Source organism: Streptomyces sp. NBC_01525 (assembly GCF_045040405.1).
Classification (GTDB): Bacteria; Actinomycetota; Actinomycetes; order Streptomycetales; family Streptomycetaceae; genus Streptomyces; species Streptomyces benahoarensis.
On record NZ_CP109397.1, the window covers coordinates 718,074 to 731,239 of the forward strand.

10 protein-coding genes and 2 pseudogenes are annotated in these 13,166 nt (G+C 73.1%); 6 read left to right on the forward strand and 6 right to left on the reverse strand.

Annotated features, from left to right (window positions below; all coding sequences use genetic code 11):
• Positions 1–11 precede the first annotated feature (11 nt).
• Positions 12–2,102 carry a SpoIIE family protein phosphatase gene (locus OG422_RS03170; RefSeq protein WP_405739400.1) on the reverse strand — a complete coding sequence of 697 codons (2,091 nt, stop codon included), beginning with the start codon at positions 2,100–2,102 and terminating at the stop codon, positions 12–14.
• A 379-nt stretch (positions 2,103–2,481) separates the two neighbouring features.
• Here OG422_RS03170 and OG422_RS03175 point away from each other — a divergent pair, with 379 nt between their 5' ends.
• From OG422_RS03175 to proP, 3 genes are all read left to right on the forward strand, one after another.
• Positions 2,482–4,017 (forward strand): AMP-binding protein, encoded by a 1,536-nt coding sequence (locus OG422_RS03175; RefSeq protein ID WP_405739403.1) that lies wholly within the window; start codon positions 2,482–2,484, stop codon positions 4,015–4,017.
• Positions 4,018–4,138: 121 nt separating this feature from the next.
• On the forward strand, positions 4,139–4,366 hold the full coding sequence (locus OG422_RS03180; RefSeq protein WP_143943925.1) for a hypothetical protein: 228 nt from the start codon (positions 4,139–4,141) through the stop codon (positions 4,364–4,366).
• Positions 4,367–4,638: 272 nt separating this feature from the next.
• On the forward strand, positions 4,639–6,147 hold the full coding sequence (gene proP / locus OG422_RS03185; RefSeq protein ID WP_405747621.1) for a glycine betaine/L-proline transporter ProP: 1,509 nt from the start codon (positions 4,639–4,641) through the stop codon (positions 6,145–6,147).
• 129 nt (positions 6,148–6,276) lie between these two features.
• Here proP and OG422_RS03190 read toward each other — a convergent pair whose 3' ends face one another.
• The gene (locus tag OG422_RS03190; protein ID WP_405747623.1) at positions 6,277–6,471 is read right to left on the reverse strand and encodes a CsbD family protein; all 195 of its coding nucleotides are present in this window, start codon (positions 6,469–6,471) and stop codon (positions 6,277–6,279) included.
• Positions 6,472–6,572: 101 nt separating this feature from the next.
• Positions 6,573–7,367 (reverse strand): 3-hydroxybutyrate dehydrogenase, encoded by a 795-nt coding sequence (locus OG422_RS03195; protein WP_405739406.1) that lies wholly within the window; start codon positions 7,365–7,367, stop codon positions 6,573–6,575.
• A 161-nt stretch (positions 7,368–7,528) separates the two neighbouring features.
• On the opposite strand from OG422_RS03195, the gene OG422_RS03200 reads away from it, so the two are divergent.
• Complete coding sequence (locus OG422_RS03200; protein ID WP_405739409.1) at positions 7,529–8,077, forward strand: hypothetical protein; 549 nt, start codon at positions 7,529–7,531, stop codon at positions 8,075–8,077.
• A gap of 258 nt (positions 8,078–8,335) precedes the next feature.
• Positions 8,336–9,382 (forward strand): hypothetical protein, encoded by a 1,047-nt coding sequence (locus OG422_RS03205; RefSeq protein ID WP_405739412.1) that lies wholly within the window; start codon positions 8,336–8,338, stop codon positions 9,380–9,382.
• A gap of 194 nt (positions 9,383–9,576) precedes the next feature.
• Here the strand turns inward: OG422_RS03205 and OG422_RS03210 are convergent, their stop codons facing one another.
• Both OG422_RS03210 and OG422_RS03215 read right to left on the reverse strand, forming a co-directional pair.
• A complete protein-coding gene (locus tag OG422_RS03210) occupies positions 9,577–10,341 on the reverse strand; it encodes an alpha/beta hydrolase (RefSeq protein WP_405739415.1) in 765 nt (254 codons plus the stop codon).
• Between the two features lie 226 nt (positions 10,342–10,567).
• A pseudogene (locus OG422_RS03215) lies at positions 10,568–11,086 on the reverse strand (family 43 glycosylhydrolase); the annotation flags it as partial.
• 320 nt (positions 11,087–11,406) lie between these two features.
• Here OG422_RS03215 and OG422_RS03220 point away from each other — a divergent pair.
• Positions 11,407–11,956: pseudogene (locus OG422_RS03220) on the forward strand (GNAT family N-acetyltransferase).
• Positions 11,957–12,050: 94 nt separating this feature from the next.
• On the opposite strand, the gene OG422_RS03225 reads toward OG422_RS03220, so the two are convergent.
• Positions 12,051–12,908, reverse strand: a complete 858-nt coding sequence (locus OG422_RS03225) for a GNAT family N-acetyltransferase (protein ID WP_405739418.1) — start codon at positions 12,906–12,908, stop codon at positions 12,051–12,053.
• Positions 12,909–13,166 lie beyond the last annotated feature (258 nt).

Below are 13,166 nucleotides of genomic sequence, written 5' to 3' on the forward strand. Positions count from 1 at the left end.
GCGCCGGGCGGTCAGGTGCGCGGGGACAGGCCCGTGGCGTGGGCGATGAGCAGGGCGACGTCGTCGTGGTCCTGCGGATGGCGCAGCGCGGCCAGCAGGTGGTCGCACAGCTCCTCCAGGTCGTCGTGCGGGGCGGCGAGCAGGTCGACGAGGCAGCCCAGGCGGCGGTCGATCGGGGTGTCGCGGGTCTCCACCAGTCCGTCGGTGTAGAGCACCAGGCGGTCGCCGGGGTGCAGCGGGACGGCGGTCTGCTCGAAGGGGACGCCGCCGACGCCGAGCGGTGCGCCGGTCGGCAGGTGGACGAGGGCGGGGCGCGGCCCGGGGCGGACGACGACGGGCGGCAGATGCCCGGCGCTCGCCATCCGGCACTCCCCGGCGTGCGGGTCGTAGACGGCGTAGATGCAGGTGGCGAAGGCGGGATCGAGTCCGGCGGCGGCGTGGTCGAGGTGGCGCAGCACCTCAGCGGGCTCCAGATCGAGGTCGGCCAGGGCGCGGGTGGTGGTGCGCAACTGCCCCATGGTGGCCGCGGCGTTGATGCCGCTGCCCATGACGTCGCCGACGACCAGGGCGGTCTTGTCACCGGCCACCGCGAGGGCGTCGAACCAGTCGCCGCCGATCTCCACGGCGGCGCGGGCCGGCTGGTAGCGGTGGGCGATGGCCATCCCGGCGGGCTGCGCGGGCGCCTCGCTCATCAGATGGCGCTGGAGGGTCAGCGCGGTGCGGCGTTCGCTCTGGTACGAGCGGGCGTTGTCGATGCAGACGGCGGCGCGGGCGGCGAGTTCGACGGCGAGCACCACATCGTCCTCGTCGAACGGCGCGTCGTGACGGACGCGGTAGAGCGACACCGCGCCGAGGACCTCGCCGCGGGCGATCAGCGGGACCCCGAGGTAGGAGCGGAGCCCGGCGCGCGCCAGGGCCGCGGCGCCGTCCTCGTCGGCGGCGATCCGCGGCAGGTCGGCGGGGCGTACCCGGGCGAGGAGCACCGGGCGGCCGGTGGTCACGCACTGGGTGATGACGCGCTCGGCGTCGTAGGCGGCGAGCTGCCCGGCCGGGTCGACGGCCTGCTCGGCCTCGGTGGGCCGGGCGCTGGCGACGGCGAGCGCCCGGAAGCGCACGGGGCCGTCCGGGACGGGCGGGAGGGGGCTGCGGCCCTCCAGGACGCTGTCGAGGACGTCGACGGCGGCGAGGTCGGCCAGCTCCGGTACGACGACGTCGGCGAGTTCGCGGGCGGTGCGGTCCACGTCGAGGGTGGTGCCGACGGTGGCGGAGGCGTCGGCGATGACGGCGAGGCGGCGGCGGGCGCGGGCCGCCTCGGTGGCGGCTCGGTGGTGGTCGGTGACGTCCAGCACCGAGGAGGCCACGCCCAGCACCTGGCCGCCGGGGCCCTCCAGCCGGTAGTGGGAGACCGACCAGGCGTGCTCGGTGCCGGGGTCGTCGGGCGGGCAGCCGACGGTGACCTGGTCGAGGCGCGGGGTGCCAGTGGCGAGGACCTTGCGCATGCTGGTCATCAGCATGTCGGTGTCCAGGAAGCTGAGGCAGGCGTCGGGGCGCAGCCCGAGCTGGGCACCCGCGGGCTGGCCGTTGAGGCGTTCCAGCGCCGCGTTGACCATGACGTACCGCAGGTCGGTGTCGAGGACGGCGAGGCCGATCGGGGACTGGGCGACGAGCCGGACGGAGAGCGCCAGGTCGCGTTCGACGCGGCGCAGCAGCTGACGGTCGCAGGCCATGCCGAGGGCGTAGACGCGGCCCTCGGTGTCGGTGAGCCGCATGTTGCGGAATTCGACGGGGCGGGTGGTGCCGTCCTTGTGCCGGACCGGGAAGGAGCCCGCCCAGGTGGCACCGTCGTCCATGACCTGGGAGAACAGCTGGAGGACCAGTTCGGTGTGCTCGGGCGGTACCAGCAGCTGGGCGGCCGGGCGGCCCAGCGCCTCCGCGGCGCTCCAGCCGAACAGGGCCTCGGCCTGGGGGCTCCACAGCGCGATCCGGCCACGCGCGTCGAGCACGACCGCGGCCACGCCCAGCGCGTCGAGAAGGCCGCCCGCGTCCCCCGGTGCCGCCCCGGCGGGGCCCATGCCGCCGGGGAACGCGTCGGTCGCCCCCATCCAGGCACTCCTTCCGCCGGGCGCGGGCGGCGCCCGGGGCACCGTCCGTTTTCCGCCGTGCTGCGCTGCGCACCATCATCCCTCGCGGACGCCGAGTCGGCCATGGCCGGGCGATGGGGCGGCGGCACGACGGAGGTCCGGGGCGCCGCGCGGGTCGTCCGGCGGGCGCTGCGGGGCCGGTGCGGGGCCGGTGCAGGGCCGGTGCAGGGCCGGTGCAGGGCCGGTGCAGGGCCGGTGCCGCAAACGTCCGAATCCCGACCCTCCGATTGGAGGTGGGATTCAGGAGCCACTACGCTCTTTTTAGTTGCCTCTAGCAACTAATTCTTGCCTTGCGCCGCCCGTCCGTGCGCTCCGTCGCCGGCCCCAGGAGGATCCCCCCATGCCCGCAGCCGCCCCGCCGTTCCGTACGCTCGTGGAGGAGAACCTCGACGTCCTCGCCGCCCACCCGGACCGCGAGATACTGATCCACCAGGGCCGCCGGATCACCGGCGGCGAGCTGCGCGACCTCGTCCACCGCCTCGCCCGCGCCCTGCGCATCCGGGGCGTGTCCCGCGGCGACACCATCACCCTGCTCAGCGGCAACATCCCCGAGGTCATCGCCGCCCGTTACGCCGCGGGCCTCCTCGGCTGCCGCGTCAACCACCTCTACAACAAGCTCTCCGTCGCCGCGCAGGCCGCGATCGTGCGCGATGTGGAGACCCGGGCACTGATCGTCGACCCGCGGCAGGCCGAACGCGCCGCCGAGCTGGCGGAGTTGGCGCCGGGTCCGGACGTGCTGATGCTCGGCCCCGCCAAGACCGGCAGCGATCTGCTGGAGCTGGCGGCCGCGCAGAGCGCCGAGCCGGTGGCGAGCGACGCCCGCCCCGACGACATCTGCCTCATCCGCCACACCGGCGGTACCACGGGCCACCCGAAGGGCATCTGCAGCACCTTCGCCCAGGGGCGGTGGAGCCGCGGCAGGATGTTCGGCGACATCACGCCCCGCCAACTCGTCTGCACCACCCTCGCGCACGCCGCGGGCCTCCTGGCCGACGGCGTCCTGCACACCGGCGGCACCGTCGTCCTGCACGACGACTTCGACCCGGCCGAGGTCCTCGCCACCATCGAGCGCGAGCGGATCACCCACCTCTTCGCCCTGCCGCCGCTGCTGTACGAGCTGATCGACCACCCCGCCGCGGCGACCACCGACACCGGCAGCCTGCGGTATCTGACGTACGGCGGCTGCCAGGCGTCGCCCGCCCGCCTCGCGGACGCCGTCGAGCGGTTCGGCCCGGTGCTGATGCAGGTCTACGGCCAGAACGAGGCCGGCGGCATCAGCATCCTCACCCCCGAGGACCACGATCCGGCGCGCCCCGAGCGGCTCCGCTCGGCCGGAAAGATCATCCCCGGCGTCGAGGTCGCCGTCCGCGACGAGGCCGGGAGAGACCTCCCGGCGGGCGAGACCGGCGAACTGTGCGCGCGGTCCGACATGACCATGCAGGGCTACTGGAAGCAGCCGGAGCTGACCGCCGAGGTCATGCGGGACGGCTGGGTGCGCACCGGCGACATCGGCTTCGTCGACGCCGAGGGCTACGTCACCATCGTCGACCGCATCAAGGACATGATCGTCGTGGTCGGCGGCCATGTGTACACCACCGAGCTGGAGGACCTGCTCAACACCCACCCGCAAATCCGCCAGAGCGCGGTCTTCGGCGTCCGCGACAGCGACCGGATGGAGCGGGTGCACGCCGCCGTCGTCCGGGCGCCCGGCGGCGACGTCGACGAGGCGCAGCTGCGCGCCCTGGTAGGCGACACCCGCGGCGCGATGTACGAACCGGCCCGCATCACCTTCCTGGACGCGCTGCCGCTGACCGACGCGGGCAAGCCCGACAAGAAGCTGCTGAGGGCGGCGGCCGAGGAGGAGGCGGGGCGCTGACCTCGCCGGGGGAATCGGTCACGCGATCGGCTGAGCGCGGGGTGCGTCCACGTTTCGCGTGCGGTGGGTCGGGGTGATCTGTGAATCGATCACATCCACCGCACTCTCGCGAGGAGTCTCCATGCGCATGCGCGCCGTCCTCTCAGCCACCGCTCTCGCCGCCACCCTCATCCTGGGCGGCGCCGGTTCCGCCATGGCCGGTGGCGGGGAGGACCACCACTCCACCCACTCCAGCGGCGACGCCAGGTTCGGCGCCTGCGGCCTCAGGGCCGCCATCATCAACGGCAACCCGATCTTCGACGAGGGCTGCTTCCGCGGCAGCCTGGCCTGGAAGGACGAGTGGAAGTAACCCGGCCTCCCGTCCCCTGAGCGGGACCGGCACGACACCGGCCGCCACCCCCGTGGGTGGCGGCCGGCTCCCGTGTGCGGCGGCGGGCGCCACCCCGGTGGGCGACACGCTGGGCCGAAGGGGCCACCTCCGCATAGGACATTGCGGGCAATAATCCGTCGTCATGATCCTCTCGACATCGTCAGGGACGGGGTGACATGGCCCCTGGACGCCGTACGCCGCAGCCGCGGCGGGGCCGGAGCGCCGCCCGCGGCAACGCCGTCAACGACCGCCTGCTCCGCATCCTGCTGCGCCGCCGCAAGCACGCGCTGAGCGCCGCGGACATCACTGTCGCCGACCGCCCCCAGGTCCGCCGTGCGGTCTCCGCCGCCGCGCTCGGCAACACGATGGAATGGTTCGACTTCGGCGTCTACGCCTATCTCGCCGGGACGCTGGGAAAGGTGTTCTTCCCCGCCAGCTCCCCCGGTGCGCAGGTGGTCTCCGCGTTCGCCACCTTCGCCGCCGCCTTCCTCGTCCGGCCGCTGGGCGGGCTGGTCTTCGGGCCGCTCGGCGACCGCATCGGCCGTAAACGCGTCCTCGCCGCGACCATGATCATGATGGCGATCAGCACCTTCGCGGTGGGTTTCCTGCCCACCTACGCGGCCATCGGCTTCGCCGCGCCGCTCCTGCTGCTGGTCTGCCGCCTCGTCCAGGGGTTCTCCACGGGCGGCGAGTACGCGGGCGCCACGACGTACATCGCCGAGTACGCGCCCGACAGGCGGCGCGGCTTCCTCGGCAGCTGGCTCGACTTCGGCACCTTCGTCGGCTACTCGCTCGGCTCCGGGCTGGTCACCGTGCTCACCGCGGTCCTCGGCGACGACGGGATGACCGGCTGGGGCTGGCGGCTGCCGTTCCTGGTGGCCGGGCCGCTCGGGCTGATCGGCCTGTACATGCGGCTGCACCTGGAGGAAACGCCCGCGTTCGAGCGGGAGGCGGAGGCGGCGCGCGAGGAGGCCGAGAAGATCCGCAGCGAGGGCGGCGAGGACCCCGTCGAGGTGGCCCGGCAGTCCGGCCACGGCCGTCTGAAGGAGATCTTCACCCGCCACTGGCAGGCGGTTCTCATCTGCATGGGGCTGGTGCTGCTCTACAACGTCACCAACTACATGGTCACGTCGTACCTGCCGACCTTCATGAGCGAGACGCTGCATCAGGACGCTCTCACCGCGCAGCTGCTGGTGCTCGGCACGATGATCGTGGTGGTCCTGACGATCACCACCGTGGGCCGCACCTCGGACCGCTGGGGCCGACGCCCCGTCTTCATGGCGGGCAGCATCGCCCTGATCCTGCTGGCGGCGCCCGCGGTGCTGCTGATCCGCGCCGGGGGCATCCTGCTGCCCGCCTTCGGCTGTCTGATCCTGGGCCTGCTGCTGGTCTGCTTCGCCGGGACCTCGGCCGCCACGCTGCCCGCACTGTTCCCGACCCGGCTGCGGTACGGCGCCCTGTCGATCGCCTTCAACATCTCCGTGTCGCTCTTCGGCGGGACGACCCCGCTGTTCGCCTCGGCCCTGGTCCAGGCGACCGGCGACACGATGGTCCCGGCGTACTACCTGATGGTGGCGGGCCTCATCGGCCTGGTGGCGACGTTCTTCCTGCACGAGACGGCGGGCAAGCCGCTGCGCGGCTCCGGCCCGATGGTCGAGACGACGGAACAGGCCCGCCAGCTCGTCGCCCGCAGCCGCACCCAGGCCGGGCGCCGCGCCCGCGACCTCTGGATCCGGCTGCGCCACCCCTGGGCGCACTGACCGCACGGCGGTGCCCCGCCGTCCGGTAGTGGGGCACGGGTGCGGGGGTACGGGCACCGGTCCCGGTACGGCGATCCCGGCCCGGCGGCCCGGGTCGGGGACCGTCGCGGTTTCAGGAATCGCCGGACTTCAGGAATCGCCGCGTTTCTTCAGGGAGTCCTTCATCCCCTTGGCCTTCTCCTTGGCGCCGCCCATCGTCTTCTTGACGTCGCCCTTGGCCTGGTCCGTACGGCCCTCGGCGGCCATCCGGTCATTGCCCGTGGCCTTCCCGGCGGCCTCCTTGGCCTTGCCCTTCGTCTTGTCCATGGCGCCCTTGTCACGCATGTCTCCCATAGCGCACACCCCTTGTCCGGATAGCGGGAACACGATGTCACCACCGTCCCGCAGGTGCGGGCGCACCGCACCCGGAGACCGCCGGGGCCGGTTCAGTGCGCCGTCCAGCCCCCGTCCAGCGACAGCGACGCTCCGGTGACGAACGCCGCCCCCGGCGAGCAGAGGTACGCCACCATCTCGGCGACCTCCGCCGGTTCCACCAGCCGTTTCATCGCGGACCGCACCAGCAGCACCTCCTTGAGCACCCGCTCCTCGGGGATACCGTGCGCCTCGGCCTGGTCGGCGATCTGCCCCTCGACGAGCGGGGTGCGGACATAGCCGGGGTTGATGCAGTTGGAGGTGACGCCGTGCGGGGCGCCCTCCAGCGCCGCGGTCTTCGACAGACCCTCCAGCCCGTGCTTGGCCGCGACGTACGCGGACTTGTACGGCGAGGCGCGCAGGCCGTGGACGGAGGAGATGTTGACGATGCGGCCCCACCCGGCCTCGTACATGTGCGGCAGCGCGCCGCGCAGCAGCCGGAACGGCGCCTCCAGCATGATCGTCAGCACATCGTGGAACGCCTCGGGCGGGAACTCCTCGATGGGGCGGACGAGTTGGATACCGGCGTTGTTGACGAGGACGTCGCACCCGGCCGCGGACCGTTCGGCCGCGTCGAGGTCGGTCAGATCGAGGGTGCGGGGTTCGACGGCGCCGGGCAGGCCGCCGGGGACGCCGTCGACGAGGCGGGCCAGGCCGCTCTCGTCACGGTCGACGGCGCGCACGGTCGCACCGGCGGCGGCGAGCCGCAGTGTGCAGGCGCGTCCGATGCCGCCGGCGGCGCCGGTGACCAGCGCCGTCCGGCCGCCGAGGTCGAGGGATACCTGTCCGGGTGTACCCATCATGGTCATGGCGGCACCCTACGGGGCGGGCCCTCGGGCCCCGTAGGGTTCGCGCCGCCCCTGCCGTCCCCGGTGACGCTCACCCGGACGGCCGCCCCGGATCGCCGTACCGCGCCGGGGCTCCTACCGTCCGAAGGTGCAGTACGCCACCGACGCCAGGGGGTCCGACCATGCGCCGACTGCTCGCCGTGCCGACCGTGCTGCTCGCCCTCGCCGCCGCTGCATGCTCCGGCGGCGAGCGGTCCGCGGACACCGCGGCGGCATCCCGCACCCGCGCGCCGGGCCGGACGCCGTCGCCGTCCGGCAGCGCGCCGACCGTCCCGGGGCAGCCGGTGGAGTGCGGCGAGATCCGCGACGCGCTCGGCGCCGCGCACGACGTGGCCCTCTACGCGGACCCGGGCGCCGACGGCACGGTGGGCTGCGGCGAGGCCCATGACGTGATGGCCGATTTCTTCCGTCACGCCCCGCAGGACGGCGGGAACACCGCCGGTTCTCTCACCGTCCGCGGCTGGCTCTGCCGCTACGAGGGCGGCCCGACCGGCACCTGGGTCAGCAGCTGCCGCAAGGACCGCCTGGAGATGCACGCCGAGGAGCCCGACGGCCCGCCCTCCGACAGCCCCGGCTCGTCCCCGCCCGACTCCCCCGACGAGTCCCGTCTCCCGCCACTGCCGGACGAGTCGAGCACGCCGGTGGATGATCCGTCGACCGAGGAGTTGTGAGCGGGGGCCCTGCCCGTTCTCCCCTACCCGGCGTTCCCGAAGGGCATCGAACGGGGCATCACCGCTGCCCCCGTCCCCACCCGTCCGTACCTGGTCCCGGGTGCCGCGGCCACGTAAGGTCCGGGCCGCCTTGTGTCGCACCACCGGATCGGAGTCTTCGTGCACGCTTGGGAACAGCCCCGGCCCGCTGCCGCACGGGCGCAGGCCCCTGCGCAGCAGCGAGTGGTGCGACGGCCTACGGGCGACAGGGCGTCGGACGTGGCCTTCCTGCAACGGACGGCGGGGAACGCCGCGGTGGCACGGATGCTCGGGCGCGGCACGACGGTGCAGCGGGCCGAGGGGGCGAAGGACGGCGGATCCCAGGGGTTCGAGAAGGTCTCCGCGGGCGGGCATCTCGCGCTCCGCGGCCGCCAGGAGGCGTACGCGTCGGAGGAGATGTTCGCCGAGGCCAACGCCCGGCTGGCGGGGCTGGACCGGGTGGCGATCACGCTGCGGCGCGGGACGCCCGTGGAAGTCGCCGGGCAGAAGCTCTACCGCGTGCTGCCCGTGTTCAAGACCGCGGCCCACGCGGACGCGGTCGGGTCGGCGGAGCACGAGCCGGTGCACGGGGACGACGACGCGCAGCGCGACCGGAAACGCGCCGCCCACCAGCGGTTCCTGGGGCGGCGGCCACCGGAGTTCGAGCAGCTCAACGCCCTCGCGCTGCGCGTCAACAAGCTGCTCGACAGCCGGAAGGGGCCCGACAACAGGTCCGTCAACGGCGCGCGCGAGGAGGCCATGACGCTGGCCCTCAAGACGGTGGGCGGCGGCTGGATGGGCGAAAACCTCCCGCACCCGGAGCGGTTCGGGCGTGAGGGGCTGGAGGATGTGAAGACCTTCCTGCCGAAGCTGGCCGCCGCGTACGCCGAGCGCATCGCCGCCGCAACGGACCAGGAGGCGCGGGTCGACGAGTTGCTGATCACGCTGCCCAACGACTGCCAGGCCGCGGCCCAGCGACTCATCGGCCGCCCCGAGAACGGCCTCGGCCACCGCCGCGAGCGGCCGGAGGTGGGCGAGAACCACTACATCGACCTCAACGGCGCGGCGCCGGACGGATGGCAGAACCACTTCGCCGCCGTCATCATGCGCGACGGCCCCCACTCCCTCACCTACGAGGCCGCCGCCAACCGCGATGCCGTGCTCCAACAGGGCAAGTCCCTCGGCTATTTCGCCCTGTACGGCGCCGCACGTGCCGAGGACTCCTTCGACACGGTCGTCGGCGCCCAGAACCAGGAGTACGCGGCGGCGTCCACCGCCCGCGCTTGACCGCCGGAAAGCGTGGTGTTCCCACGGCGGGCGGTTCACCGGAAGGTCTTGGCTCCTGGCGCTTCCGCCGCTCCGCCGCCTCGCGCAACGACGGCTTCGCCGACTGGTATCCGCCCGACGGACGCCGCGCCCCCTCTGGACGGGCCGCGGTAGCGGCGCCCGATCGGGGGACCGGACGCCGCTACCGCTCACCTTCAGGCCGGTGAGGTGACCGTCCGGCCAAGATGCCGGGCGAAGAACCGGACCGCGCTGTCGGCCTCGAACCTGGGCCATTCAAAGTGCTTGCCCGCGTTGGCGTGCAACGTCTTCTCCTTCGAGGCGAAGGCGTCGAACAGCGAGAGGCTGGCCTCGCGCGGGATGCGCTCGTTGTCCCACTGCATGCCGAACTCGATCGGGACGGTGATCTGCTTCGCCTTCTCGACCAGGGCATCGGGCCACATCAGGCCGAAGACCGCGGCCGTGATCCTGGGCTCGACCGCCACCAGCGGCACCCCGATCGCGGTGCCCATGCCGATGCCGACGTAGCCCACCGGCCCATCGGTGCCGATCTCCGGAAGTTCCTGAAGGGCGCCCAGGGTCGCCTGCCACTCGGGCACGGCGAGCTCCGCCAGGCGGGCGTGGTAACGGACGACGATCGGCCTTTCCGGCTCGCCCGCCGCCTGCGCCTTGCGCAGCGCGGCGATCTCCTGCTCGTCGTACGCGGTGCGCGGCCGGTCGCCGTGACCGGGCGCGTCGATGACGGCGACATGGAAGCCGCAGCCGTTCACGAGGAGGTGTGCCCGGCCCACCATCGCCAGATGCTTCTTGTGGGTGCCGCCGCCGTGGCCCATCAGGACCAGGGGCGCGCGATCGGCGCCGGAGGCCGGCGACCAGAGAACTCCGGGGACGCCGCCCACGGTGAAGTCGCGCTCGGCCATGCCGTTCGACGACGACTCGGCGGTGAATTGCAGAGAATGCATAGGTGTTGCCTTTCGGGAGTGCCTTGTTGTCGAGGCGCTCCCGGCGACACCTATGTCAATCGCCGGCCGTGACGGAAAGGGGGAGCACCCACGTCGATACAGCTTTCATGGGTCTCACCTCCTCGGGCGGCGTCACGGTCAACGGCAAGCTGCAAGCCCGAGCATCATCCCGTCCAACCTTTTCCCCGCCGCCTGATCACGACTCCGGACAGGCCCCAAGGCACCGTCATTCGAAGAACTTGAGGCTGAATCCCTTATCGGTGTTCGGGCCGGGAACGTTGGCACGCTTGCAGGTGGTGTTGCCCCACCAGACGAACGATCCGGTGTACCGGTAGCGGTGGGACCACGAGTACGGCATTCCCTCGGGGACCGCATGGAACATCGAGGGAAGCTTCTTGCCCGCCGGCGGGCTCGCGTTGCTGTCGCCCGCCCAGCCCGACCAGCCGAACCAGCGCTTTCCCGCAAAAGTGAACAGGGTTCCGTCGATGGCCCATTTGTCGTCCGGCAAGGCCAGTTTCCTCTCGACGGCGTATCCGCCGTCCGCACGGTGGAGCTGATGACGTACATCCGGTGGGCGGAACTGCGACCGGCCGTGAAGGAGATGTGGTACCGGCCTTTGCCCGCACGATTTCCGGGCCCATACGTCCGGCAGGCCGTTCGGGTTCGACCAGATCTTCTTGGCGGGCGCCGAGGCGAGTCCGTCCGTCGACGACGCCTGTCGTACGACGATGCCCCCGGCGAGGCTTCCGTTCTGGTGGTCGTCGCAACACCCCAGCTCAAAGGGTGCGATGGACTTCGAGATCCGGAAGAACCGGGGGCCAGGGGGCGGTGGTCGTCTGCTGCGTGAGCGGGAGGTATATCTCCAGCTCATGCAGCAGGGCAGCACCCATCAAGGGGCCAGCCGGATCGTCGGCATCGGCCCGCGGACCGGTAAGCGCTGGCGCAACGGCTGGCACTCTCCGCCGCGAGGACGCGGAACGCCTTCCGCGACGTGATCACCGACTCCGGCTCCGGGGCGCCGATGTCGTCCAGGTGCGCGATCCACCGGAGCTCATCCGCGATCAGATCCGACCACGGCCGCGCCGCGACCGGCCGGATCCGTCCCGGCACGGCGGCGGGCCCCCGCCTACTGCGGCGGCAGCCGGACGAGCCCGGCACCGCACGGCACTCCGCGAGATGGCCACGGCGCTGTCCGACCGGGCGCTGCACGCCTTCACCGGCGGCGCTCCGAGCACCCCGCGGGCGCTGCGCGCGCGGTACCGGCGGCTGGCCGCGGGCTCTCCCGACCCGGCGTCTCCTGGCTGAACCGGGTGATCCGGCTCCGCGACGAGGACCGGCTGACCGGCACGGCCCAGGCGACGGTCGCCCCGCCGGAACCGGCCGCGTCGCCGAGATCGCCTGGGTGGTGGGCACCCCGTGGCAGCGGCGAGGCATCGCCACCGAGGCGGCACAGGGACTCGTCGACTGGGTGGGGCGGCAGCCGGTGCGGGACGTCATCGCCCACCTCCACCCCGGGCACCGGGCATCCGCCGCCGTCGCCACCGCGGCGGGGCTCACCCCCACCGACGACCGGCACGAGGGCGAGATCCGGTGGTGCCTGGCCATCGGACGGTAGCCTCACCGAACCCGGCTGCGCCCCCGTTCCGGCGGGCCGGCCATCGCGGCGATGCCGGAATCCGGTAGCGGCGTCAACCGGATTCCCGCCCCGCCTACGCGAAGTCGTACACGGCGAAGTCGGTCACCCGGACGTATCCGAGGCGCCGGTAGAGGGCGTTGCTGGTGGCGTTGGCCGGGTCCGTGAAGAGGACGACGTCCGTGGCGCCCGCGGCCAGCGCGGCGCGGCTCACCTCGACCGTCACGGCGCCCGCGTAGCCGCGTCCCCGCACGTGGGACGGGGTGTGGACGGGGTCCACCCGGACCATGCCGCCGATCATCGCCGTCGAGCCCGCCAGGGAGACCGGGGTGCCGTCCGGCGTCTCCCAGAACGTGAAGCGTTTGTCGGCGAAGCGCGAGGCGGCCCAGGAGGCGGCGTCGATGGCCGGGGTCTCGCCGACGGCGGTGACGAACGCATCGCACCAGCGCAGGAGTGCGTCATGGTCCCGGGCTCCCAGGACGCGGCCCCGGCCCTCCGGGCGTGGCGCCGGCGGGGTGAGCGTGCCGAGCCGGTAGAGGTGGAGTCGCTGGCGGAGGGTCGGCGTCGCGCCGGTGTGCCGCTGCCAGGCGTCGGCGAACGCGGCGGCGGTGCGGTGGTGCGCGCTGACGTACGGGAGCGCGCACCCGAGGTCGGCGAGGTGGGCGGCGAGGGCGTCGGCGTCCTCGGGGGCGAGGGCGGTGGGGCTCAGGCCGCGGGACGGGAGCCGGTGGAAGGTGGCGCGGACCTCGCCCGCCCGCACCAGTCGGCCGAACACGCAGGATCCCGAACCGTACGCGTCCGGCCCGCGCGTCCGCAGCCGCTCGGTCACCGTCAGCGGCATGGTGTGCAGGGCGGGGCGCGAGCGCAGAAAGTCTCCGGCGCGGGCGAGGAAGCCGTCGACATCGTGGGTGAGGTGCCATCCGTCCGGGCGCATCCCGCATGGTCCCTCGGCGATACGCGACCGGGGAAGCCCTACGTCAACGGGGCGCCCCTTGCCGCGAATTGACGCGGACCGCCCTGGTGTCACAGCAGCCGACCCCCGCGCCATGCGGGGCGTACCTGCACGACGTCGCGGCTCTTCCGGGAGACGCTTCCCGGGCCGCGATGGTCACCGCGCTCATGGATGGCCTGCGGCTTCCGGCGGGCGAGTTGGCCGGATTGCGGGAGTCGGCAGGCCGACCGCGAGCGAACA